This is a genomic window from Acinetobacter sp. UBA6720 (assembly GCF_002454215.1).
Taxonomy (GTDB): Bacteria; Pseudomonadota; Gammaproteobacteria; order Pseudomonadales; family Moraxellaceae; genus Acinetobacter.
Genome location: NZ_DKIK01000034.1, coordinates 1 through 10,970, shown reverse-complemented (window position 1 = coordinate 10,970; position 10,970 = coordinate 1). Strand labels below are relative to the sequence as shown.

Below are 10,970 nucleotides of genomic sequence, written 5' to 3'. Positions count from 1 at the left end.
GTGACCAATGGCTTGAGGGTTATAGTGTGAAAGACGTTCTAAGATCGTTTCCAATGCTTTTTCATGATCGGCGTGTGGAATCGACAATTCAAGGGGTTGACCACCCGCTGTAATGCCTTTGATACGAGCTTCAGCAGAACCTAAGTTCTCAGCTAAACCAAAAATACGATCTTCACGACGTTCAGAAACGAGTGCATATTTGATTGATGAAGATCCGCAGTTAATTACTAATACTGATGTAGACACGTTTTAATACCCGATTCTAATTGAATTATCCGTCCTAGAACTGATCTTCATGCAGTACGTTCTTATGCAATCTTGATCATTTTTTATGTTGTATCATGTGTATATTTTTAGTCCTAGATAGACTTTAGGTGATTAGACTTAAGCACTATCGACCGTCTGATGAATAATAATTAAAATTTATCGGTTCATAATTTTCATTTATTCATGAAATGATGCCGAAATATTATTCACGTTCAGCCTTTCAAAAATAGCATGCTGTATACCCAAAGCAGTTAAATAGTTTGTGGCATTCCTGTTTGTTTTTGATATTGCATCGAAGATCAGCACAACTTCAATACAATGAGTGCAATCATAAAAAGTCATGACATCACTTTAGTTAGACCATGTCATATCTCAACCATGGTTCTCCTCAGTTCCAAAGCTCTAGTCAACGACAAAGAACGAGAGGCACTTCTGATATAGATGGTGCTTTTGAGTTCTATATTTTAGGGAATTATTCAGATATAAAAAAAGTTCAGCCCTTCGAGGAGGGCTGAACATTTTGCCTAAATATCAGTCGGAGTGACTATTGGCGAATTTGACCATCACCAAATACAATCCATTTTTGTGAAGTCAGGCCTTCTAATCCAACAGGTCCACGTGCATGGATTTTATCAGTTGAAATGCCAATTTCAGCACCTAAGCCATATTCAAAACCATCGGCAAAACGGGTCGAGGCATTGATCATGACAGAGCTTGAATCAACAGCGGCCAAGAACTCACGAGCTAGAGAGTAGTTTTCGGTAATGATTGAATCGGTATGATGTGAGCCATATTTATTGATATGCTCAATCGCTTCTTCCATACCCGATACCACTTTCACGGCCAAGATTGGACCAAGATATTCGGTGTACCAATCTTCTTCTGTCGCTGTTTTGACGTCTGAACCTAAAATTCGTTGTGTTTCAGCACAGCCACGTAATTCCACTTGTTTTTCTGTATAGAGCTCAGCGACATGGGGTAAAAACTCATCCGCGACTTTTTCATCGACCAACAAAGTTTCCATTGCATTACATACACCGTAACGATGAGTTTTTGCATTGAGTGCAATCGGGAGGGCTTTTTGTAGGTCAGCTTGCGCTTCAACATAAACGTGACAGTTCCCATCCAAGTGCTTAATCACAGGGACACGGGCTTCATTGCTGATACGTTCAATTAGGCTTTTGCCTCCACGTGGAACAATCACATCAACAAATTCAGTGAGTGTAATCAGTTGACCCACAGCTGCGCGGTCTGCGGTGTTAATGACTTGAACCGCATGTTCAGGTAAACCTGCCAGTTTTAAACCGCGTTGAACAGCTTCAGCTATTGCTTTGTTTGACTCAAGTGCTTCAGAGCCACCACGTAAAATAATGGCATTGCCAGACTTCAGTGCCAATGAAGCTGCTTCTAGAGTCACGTTAGGGCGAGATTCATAAATCATGCCGACCACGCCTAAAGGAACGCGCATTTTACCGAGCTGAATCCCAGAAGGGCGATAGGCCATATCAGTGATTTCACCGACTGGGTCTTTCAGGCTAATGACATCTTTGAGACCTTGTAACATGCCTTTGAAGCGTGCGGGGGTAAGTTCTAAGCGATCAAGTAAGGCACTGTCTAAGTTGTTGCTGTGGGCTTTATTCATGTCTGCTTGGTTTGCCGTTAAAATTGCGGGCTCACTGTTGACTAAAGCAGTATAAATAGCTGACAAAGCATTGTTTTTAGTTTCGGTAGAGGCGCGCGCCAAAATACGAGAAGCTTGACGTGCTTGCTGTCCTACCGTGTGCATGTATTGTTCAATCGACTCTTGCATAGTGGTTTGATCACTTAGAAATTTCACTAAAGATAGTAACAGTCTAATACCCGACCGCATAGTCTCTACATGAAAAATCCAGCAGATAAGGGAACCTATACATATTTTGAAATTGTTTTTTATCTAAAACATGATGAGCGGTTGCACAACCTGTTGCGTGTAAAAGAGTGCTCTGTATAGAATGAATTTTAGGACATGAAGTCCTCGTATAATTATTACAACATTGAAACCTTACTGATCATGGTCAAGGTGCCAGTGAATTTCTTGCAAAACAAAAAGTATAGGCAAGAGTAAGAGGGAAGGAACATGAATTCTATTATTCAAATGGATGCCGAGCTGGATGAATCTAATTTACGTTTAGGTTTTTTTGATATTTACCATCGGAATAGTTTTAAAGATCCTGCGCGAACCACATGGATTGAGGGCTGGAAAATTGAATATATGGCGATTGCTCGACCAGAGTCATTCCATCGCACACCTATTGTAATCATTGGTGGGGCATTTCAAAACTTTAACTCTTATAAGTATTGTGTGGAACAGCTTTTAGATGCAGGTCCAATTATTCTGATTGATTTGCCGTCGATGGGGGCAAATCAACAAATTCGTAATATTGATACCAGTCTGTCTGCGGGTACCTTAGAACTGCGTGATCTCGCACAAATGCTCGGACTTTGGTTAGACATTGAGGGCTTAGATAAAGTGTCAGTGATGGGCATGTCGCTGGGGTCGGTGGTGGCATCCTGCCTAGCGGATCAACGCCCTGAGTTGATAGATCGCATGATTTTGATGGGTGTGATGCAAAAGACCCGTAAAAGCTGGCGGATGTTGCTAGAAGAATCCTTACACCTAATGCGTGAACAGCGCATGGATGAGTTTGGTCAAGCAGTGATCTTGTATTTGGTCAACCATGCTCAAATGGATAAAACCCGAATGTCACCTACCGCCAAACGTTTGTTCTTTAGGCAGATGGCTGACTTTACTGGAACTGAGCAAGAGCGCTATGAAATCAACTGTAATCGTTTGCTCCGTTTAACGGATGTGCCAATTCCGCAGTGCAAAGTATTGGTGGCCTGCGGTCAATATGACAGCTTTACCTTACCGCATGAAAATGCCAATTTTGCTTTGCAATGCCCTAATATGGAATATGCACAGATTGCCAATGCAGACCATGTGCCACAGTTGCAACGGCGTAAAGAAACCATGCACTTGTTTGCGACCTTCCTAAAGGATGAGTCGATTCAAAATTTAGAGGGCATTATTCCATTTAGTCGAGCACAACTGCTGACGATGGAACGTCGGGGCGAAGCACGAATTCAGATTCAACAACCTGAAACCTTTTTAAGCTATCGCCATTCAGATTTGGTCATTTCAACGGAAGTGGTGGACTTAAACTATTTTGGGGTGCTTTTACGCTTTGGGTCAGACTTGGCTGCTGTAGCGGCTGAATATCCACGTGATTTGGCTTTACACTTAAGTGATGAAGAAGGTGAGTTTCAGATCGAATGTTTAATTTTTGCTGAAGATGGCCCGTATCTCAGAGCCTTATTTAAACATGGCAGTTTTGAACTTGCTGAGCGTTTACTTCGTTTCGTTGCGCGCCAAAAACAAGAACTGGCATTGCTTGAAGCTGTAAGTTAGTTCTTGTTTAAAATAAAAAAACAGCGTTAGAGCGCTGTTTTTTTTATGGATGATTTTAGCCTCTGTCTTAGACTGAATTCGGTTTTTGCCATTTGCTATGAATGATCCAGACCAAATCGCCTAAGTGTTCTTGTGCATCCAAATGTTGATATGTTTTCTGAGCGATATGAAGTGTTAAGGTTGGTTGGTGAACGGCAACCGTATGGAAGCCCGCTTGTTTAAAAAACTGAGCAGCTTCAGGTGGACTGACAAAGTGAAAGCCAAAGGCGCTACGTGACATCCATTTTAAAAGTTTGCTACTGCTCCAGATAAAGTTAGCGAGCTTATTTTTCACAGGTTCTGGGTAGAGGTCAGTTAGATAATATAACTGATCGAACTGTTGCCCATATTCTACGATGCCTTGTAGCAATTGAGTCAGCATGTCTTTATTAAAATAGTTGATTAAACCTTCGCTCACCACCACCAATGGACGGTTTGGATCAAACACTTCAAAAGCACGAGCAAAATCTGCGCTAAACAAGTCGGCAGAAAGCACGGCTGGACTGGTCTGATCAATCTGTTTTAAGGCTTGGGTTTTGATTTGTGCCATATCGGGTAAATCAAGTTCTCGATAGTCAATGTCGGGATACTGTTGGCGGAAACTCCAACCCCGAGGCGATAGGCCACTGGCAATTTCTAAAATTTGTAAGTTCGGGTGTTGTTTTATCAGTGCCCCAAGTTGCTCATCTATCATTTGGTGACGCTGTTTCAAGGTGGTGCGCATACTGCCACCGACATGTTTCTCCGCCCAACTTTCAAGTGGATGTACCAGTTTGGCCAGAAACTTCCCTTTGCTGGTGGCAAATACAGGATGTGAGATGCCCATGCTATACCAAATATAACCCGTATAATGTGCAGTAAAAGAGATGTGGCGGTGAACCGATAGGGCGTCTGTCATGGTATCCGTACCTGAGATTTTATTGTTTTCGTACTGTTGTGTGGGCAATGCAGTGCAAGCCATTTTATTTAGCATTTATCATAATGAAAAAAGGACATCTTGTGATGTCCCTTTGTCCGAAATATCGTGTTAGACATGGTCTAGGATATATAAGTGTTTAACCTAAGCGGAACAGCTCGACTTGGTCACGGACTTTGGCCCAACTCTCACCTAGATGCAGCGTCGATGGAACGTTGATGTTTGGAATCTGACCACGCATGCGTTCTAAGCGAGCTTGGTTTGGTAGGGCAAGCTGACTGATCCCTTCCAAAGCTACACATGCTGCAGCTCGGTCATTACACACTAACCCCATGTCACAGCCTGCATGGAGTGCAGCTTGAATACGTGCATCGGCTCCACCTGCGACACATGCGGCCTGCATGCTTAAATCATCTGAGAATAAGACACCATCAAAGCCTAGTTGTTGACGTAAAACAGTTTGAATCCAATACGGTGAAAAACCCGCAGGGTTGGAATCAACTTGGTCATAAATTACATGTGCAGGCATGAGTGCATCCAACTGTGGCATCAGTTGGATAAAGGTCTGCATATCTTTTGCATAAATTTCATCATACGTGCGTGAGTCGATGGCTGCTGCGACATGCGAGTCTGCTTTGACTGAACCATGACCAGGGAAATGTTTGCCTGTCGACGCCATGCCTGCGGCTTTCATCCCTTTGAGAAAAGCACTGGCCAGTGGCACGATATCTTGAATATTTTTGGCAAAGCCACGGTCACCAATCACATCACTGATGTCATTTAAATCCAGCACAGGGGCAAAGCTAAAGTCGATGCCAACTGCGAGTACTTCTGTCGCCATCAGCCAGCCAGATTGTTCTGCTAAGTTTAAAGCTTTTTCAGGTTCGCTTAAGAATAGCTCGCCAAACTTGCCCATAGCAGGGAGTAGGCTAAAACCCTGTTTTAAGCGTTGCACACGTCCACCTTCTTGATCGACTGCAATCAAAATATCAGGGCGGATTCGACGCATATGGTCGGTCAGAGCGCGAACTTGGGCAGGAGATTCAATATTTCGTCCAAATAAAATCATGCCACCGACTTGCGGTGCTTGTAATAGTGCAATATCTTCTTGAGTAAGTTCTGTGCCTGCGATGTCAAGCATCAATGCGCCAATCATATTGGGTGTCCGTATTTGATTTTTTGGTCAGTGACTGTTTTGGCTCTGAAAGGAGAGCGAAACAGGTCGTCGAAAACAATACCCGAATTTTGCAATGATTTGCTACATTTTGTCAGCACAGATTATGATAAAACTACACGACATAAACAGATTAAGTTGTTTAAGATTTTGAATATTCTCAATTCATGTCGAAAAATGACATTGTAATTTTGGTCAAAAACCAAGGAACTAAGAATTATTTATGAAACTTCAAACCATTGCTTGTGCGGTTGCAATTGCAACGGGTGGATTCTTTTTCACTCATGCCATTAATGAAGCCATTGCAGCGACTGAACCAAGTGCTGTAACCAAACAAGCTATTGTTCCGTCGCAGGAACAGGCTTTGGTGTCTCGTCAACTGGCGACCTTGGTTGACCGTCAACATTATCTTAATCAGCGTTTAGATGCGAAGACATCGGCACGTATTCTTGATTTTTACTTAGACAGTCTAGATCCAGATCATTCGCTCTTTCTTGCCCCTGAAATAGAAAATTATAAACGTCAATATGGCTCAACCTTTGGTGTGGCTTTAAAGGCAGGTGATTTAAGCGGCCCCTATGCGATTCATGCACAATACCGGGAACGTTTAACCCAGTTTTATACCTATATGCTGGATGAGCTGAAAAAACCGCAGAACTTGAAACAAGCTGATGTTTATATTGAAACGGATCGTGAAAAAGCACCGTATTTTGCCAATGAAGCAGCGCAGCGTCAGCATTGGAACAAAATGTTGGTTTCACAGTTGATCAACTTGACGATTAGTAAAGAAGAAGAGTTAGCGAAGCAAAAAGCACTGAAAGCCAATCCAGAATTGGCCAATGGTCAAGACCTAACGAGTCCTGAAGATTTAACCCCAGTACAAACCTTAACCAAGCGTTATACCCGACAGTTAGAACGTATTTCGCGGGTGAAAAGTGATGATGTGTTAGATAAAACACTCAATGCAATGACTTTAACCTATGACCCGCACAGTAACTATTTCCCGCCTGTCGATGCGATGGAGTTAAACCGTCAAACCACGTTACAACTTGAAGGGATTGGGGTGTCGATTCGACCTGAACGGGGCAATGAAGACTACACCAAGATTGAAACCATTGTAGAAGGTGGTCCTGCAAGTAAGTCAGGACAAGTGAAGTCTGGTGACCGCATCATTGGTGTGGCGCAAGACGGCGAAAAAATGGTGGATGTTATCGGTTGGCCAAGCAATGAGATTGTTGGGCTTATTCGTGGTAAACGTGGTACTAAAGTCACGATCCGTTTATTGGGTGCTGGCGCTGCTATGAGCCAAGCACGTAGTGTGACCATTACTCGAGATGTGATTCAAGAAGAAGATGCAGGTGTACGTTCACGTACCGTGAATATAACTCGTGATGGACAGCAGTACACCTTTGGCGTAATTGAAATTCCATCATTCTATTTGAACTATCGTGCACGCCGTGCGGGTACAGAATATCGTTCAGTGTCTGAAGATACCAATAATGCTTTAAAATCCTTAGCAGCTAAAAATGTATCGGGAATTATTATTGATTTGCGTAATAACCCTGGAGGGTCACTGGAAGAAGTGGCTCGTATGCTTGGACAGGTGATTAAGTCAGGCCCTGTAGTGCAAATTCGAGATGGTAATGGCAATGTCAGCGTTTTCGAAGACGATGATAATGGTGCGCAAACCTATGCAGGTCCATTGGCAGTCATGGTGAATTTGGCATCGGCATCTGCCAGTGAAATTTACTCTGCTGCGATTCAGGATTATGAGCGTGGGATTGTGATTGGTAGTACCACCACAGGTAAAGGAACGGCTCAAGTTCAGCTCGATAATTTGGCACATGGTCAAGCGACATTGACGCAGCGCAAGTTCTATCGCGTCACGGGTGGCAGTACCCAAAACAAAGGAGTGATTCCAGACGTTAAACTGGTGGATATCTATAATGACGAATTTGGTGAGCGTAAAGCCAAAAATGCGTTGGAGTGGGATACCATTCCGACAGCACCATTTAAACGTGAAGGCAGTATTATTCCTTATGTGAAACGTTTAGGTGAGTTGTCTCAAGCACGGGTTAAAGTGGATCCGCAGTTTAACTATTTGGAACAACGCAAAGAAATTTCGAAAAAGACTGAAGAGCAAAAGCGTGTTGTATTAGATATTGATCAACGTAAAGCTGAATTGATTGCACTTGAAAAGCAAACTTTGGATGCTGAAAATAAGCGCCGTCAGATTGCAGGGCAAAAACCATATGCAAACTGGGAAAGCTATCAAGCCGCGATGGAAGCCTTAGTTGAGGAACGTGCCAAAATGAAGGCAAATCAACGACCAGCTTTACCTGAAGATGAAGCGTTCGTCACAGAGTCAGCGAACGTTTTGTTAGATTATGCGAAGTTGCAAAAAGGTACAGTGAAGTAGTTCTTTTTTGGACAAATAAAATAAAAAGCCAGTTTCAACTGGCTTTTTATTTTAAAGTGTGACTTAAGACACAAATGTCAGTTTTATCTACAATCTAACCGATCTGAACTGTAAAATAAATCTATAAATTCTAATAAGATTTTTAAGTTTTTTTCTTGACCTGAAACTATTTGTATAAGATTCTTAATCAGGTAACAATGCTTTTCGCCTTTGATAAAAAGGATATATAAATGAAGAAAAAGAGCAATTAATACGGACACTTTATATGATGCATGTGCATTACGATTTTAGTTTGGTATTAGGTTCAATTATTGTGGCATTGTTGGCTTGTTTTTTTGCAGTGTCAACTGAACGTCTATTGTTTCGTGCATGGCGAAAAAAGTTTCAAGCAGGGCTAATTTTACTCAGTGGTTTTTTCTTAGGCTGTGCCATTTGGGCTATGCACTTTGTGGGTATGTTGGCTTGTGATTTGCCAATACATAGTTATTTTGATCCAGCACTGACTATTCTTTCTTTTTTTATCGCATTTCTTGCGTCTATTTTTTCAATTTGGTTGACCACGCGTAATACTTTACCTTTTCTCCGACTGGTTTTAGGTGCTGTGTTGATGGGACTTGGTATCTCAGGGATGCACTATACGGGGATGATGGGACTAATGATTGAAGGCTATCATAGTGTCTATGATCCTTTACTCACGATTTTTTCCATTCTACTGGCTATCAGTGGCTCTGGTTTGACTTTTTGGTTGATTTTTAAATATAAAAATGCGGTTAATAAAAAATCATTATTCCAATGGTATGTCGCAGGAATGATGGCTTTGACTATCGTGAGCATGCATTATACAGGCATGCTGGCGGTCTCTTTTTATCCAGCGGATAGTAATCGTTTGGTCATGACCTTAGAGGCTGGGCAAAGTATTATTTTATTTGTAGTGATCTTCATCACAAGCCTAGTTTTGGTTGCGGCTTTTGTTGTGGCGGTCTTGGAGCAACGGTTAGAGGAACGCAATAAACAGCTATCCCAAGCGAATAGAGAATTAGCAAATCAGGCTGTACAAGATAATTTAACCAAATTGCCAAATCGTCTGTATTTGGCTGAATATGCACATTTTCTATTTACAGACCATCGCTTTCGTGATGAAAGTATTGCCTTCTTATATATTGATTTAGACCGATTTAAAGCGGTAAACGATGTGTTTGGACATCATGTCGGGGATCAATTGTTGGTCCAACTCACCACGCGTATTCATCACCACCTCGGCAAAAATGAAAAAATGTTGAGAATTGGTGGCGATGAGTTTCTGATGGTACTTGAACAAGCAACGCCTGACCATGCATGTGATATGGCGGAACAAGTTTTAGAGTTAATTCAAGAGAGCTTTTTGATTGCGGGTAAGGAAATCAATGTCTCTGCCAGTATTGGTATAGCCATGTATCCTGAACATGGCAATAATTTACAGGATTTATTGATTAATGCTGATGCAGCGATGCTGACTTCAAAGTATCAAGGGCGAAATACTTTTTCTATTTTCAATTACAGTATTGACCAACAAGAAGCCAAAAGTCAGACCAAACTGATTAATGACTTATACAAAGCGGTCGAAGAGCAACAGTTTGTTTTATATTACCAGCCGAAATTCACCATTAAAGATCAGCGAATTTGTGGTGTGGAAGCGTTGATTCGTTGGAAGCATCCAAGTTTAGGTTTACTGACTCCAAATATGTTTATTAAAGGGGCAGAAAAGACTGGGCTGATTATTCAGATGGGCTATTGGGCTTTAGAGCAGGCTTGTAAACAACTGCAAATTTGGGAGCGAGATAAAGTTGAACTGTATCCAATCGCTGTGAATTTATCAGCAGTACAGTTTGAGCATAAGCATTTATTTAATAATTTAGAACATCTTTTTGATAAGTACAAAGTTAACCCGAATCATTTAATTATAGAAATTACAGAAAGCACGGCTATGCACCATATTGAGGGCAGTATTCGTACGCTTCAGCGCTTACGTGAAATGGGGATTCGTTTGGCGATTGATGATTTTGGTACAGGTCATTCTAGCTTTTTATATTTGAAAGATTTGCCTGTAGATGAGTTAAAGATTGATCGTGGTTTTATTCATGAGCTTTCTGTTGGTTCTAAAGATGAAATGATCTTAGAAAGTATTGTCCATTTGGCGATTCGGTTGGGGTTGGTCGTAACAGCAGAAGGTGTTGAAAGCCCGTTGCAAATGGAAATTTTATCCCGTTTAGGTTGCCAGCAGTTACAAGGCTATCTCTTGGGTATGCCTATGGATGTGAAGCGCTTGGAAGAGTTTGAGTATGCATCCTCGACCTATTTTAATTAGCTGTTTTGGCATTTGCAGTTCGGTTAGGGGGCTTTCTAACAGGGCTTGATAAAAGACAATAGAAGCCCAAGCGGTATTCGGATACAATTAGCCCAATTTAGAATTTCCTGTATAGCCTTTATTGATCGAGGCGATCATTCAGGCTATGTATCAATTGCAGATTTAATTTATGTTTAAAAATGAATTAGCCGCGCAAGTTGCGCAGCGTCGCACCTTTGCGATTATTTCCCACCCCGATGCGGGTAAAACCACCATGACCGAAAAACTATTGTTATGGGGACAAGCGATTCAGGTTGCGGGGATGGTAAAAAGCCGTAAATCTGACCGTGCCGCGACATCGGACTGGATGGAAATGGAAAAAGA

The 10,970-nt window shown here is 41.9% G+C and carries 7 protein-coding genes and 1 pseudogene; 4 read left to right on the top strand and 4 right to left on the bottom strand.

The genetic code is table 11. From position 1 onward, the window contains the following. Positions 1-246 (bottom strand): annotated as a pseudogene (locus B4F08_RS03045) (acetate kinase); the annotation flags it as partial. Positions 247-811: 565 nt separating this feature from the next. Further along, a complete protein-coding gene (locus tag B4F08_RS03040) occupies positions 812-2,077 on the bottom strand; it encodes a glutamate-5-semialdehyde dehydrogenase (RefSeq protein WP_291373079.1) in 1,266 nt (421 codons plus the stop codon). Between the two features lie 306 nt (positions 2,078-2,383). On the opposite strand from B4F08_RS03040, the gene B4F08_RS03035 reads away from it, so the two are divergent. Further along, the gene (locus B4F08_RS03035; RefSeq protein WP_291373075.1) at positions 2,384-3,715 is read left to right on the top strand and encodes an alpha/beta fold hydrolase; all 1,332 of its coding nucleotides are present in this window, start codon (positions 2,384-2,386) and stop codon (positions 3,713-3,715) included. A gap of 67 nt (positions 3,716-3,782) precedes the next feature. On the opposite strand, the gene B4F08_RS03030 is transcribed toward B4F08_RS03035, so the two are convergent. After that, positions 3,783-4,652 (bottom strand): class I SAM-dependent methyltransferase, encoded by an 870-nt coding sequence (locus B4F08_RS03030; RefSeq protein WP_291373077.1) that lies wholly within the window; start codon positions 4,650-4,652, stop codon positions 3,783-3,785. A 157-nt stretch (positions 4,653-4,809) separates the two neighbouring features. Beyond that, a complete protein-coding gene (nagZ, locus tag B4F08_RS03025) occupies positions 4,810-5,826 on the bottom strand; it encodes a beta-N-acetylhexosaminidase (RefSeq protein WP_291373073.1) in 1,017 nt (338 codons plus the stop codon). 241 nt (positions 5,827-6,067) lie between these two features. Between nagZ and B4F08_RS03020 the strand changes: the two genes are divergently transcribed. The 3 genes from B4F08_RS03020 to B4F08_RS03010 all read left to right on the top strand — a co-directional run. Then, positions 6,068-8,263, top strand: a complete 2,196-nt coding sequence (locus tag B4F08_RS03020; RefSeq protein WP_086209923.1) for a carboxy terminal-processing peptidase — start codon at positions 6,068-6,070, stop codon at positions 8,261-8,263. Positions 8,264-8,528: 265 nt separating this feature from the next. Then, positions 8,529-10,607: an EAL domain-containing protein gene (locus B4F08_RS03015; RefSeq protein ID WP_291373071.1), complete on the top strand. Its 2,079-nt coding sequence runs from the start codon at positions 8,529-8,531 to the stop codon at positions 10,605-10,607. Positions 10,608-10,776: 169 nt separating this feature from the next. Beyond that, positions 10,777-10,970: GTP-binding protein (locus B4F08_RS03010; protein WP_291373069.1), on the top strand; the 194-nt coding region annotated here is incomplete at its 3' end.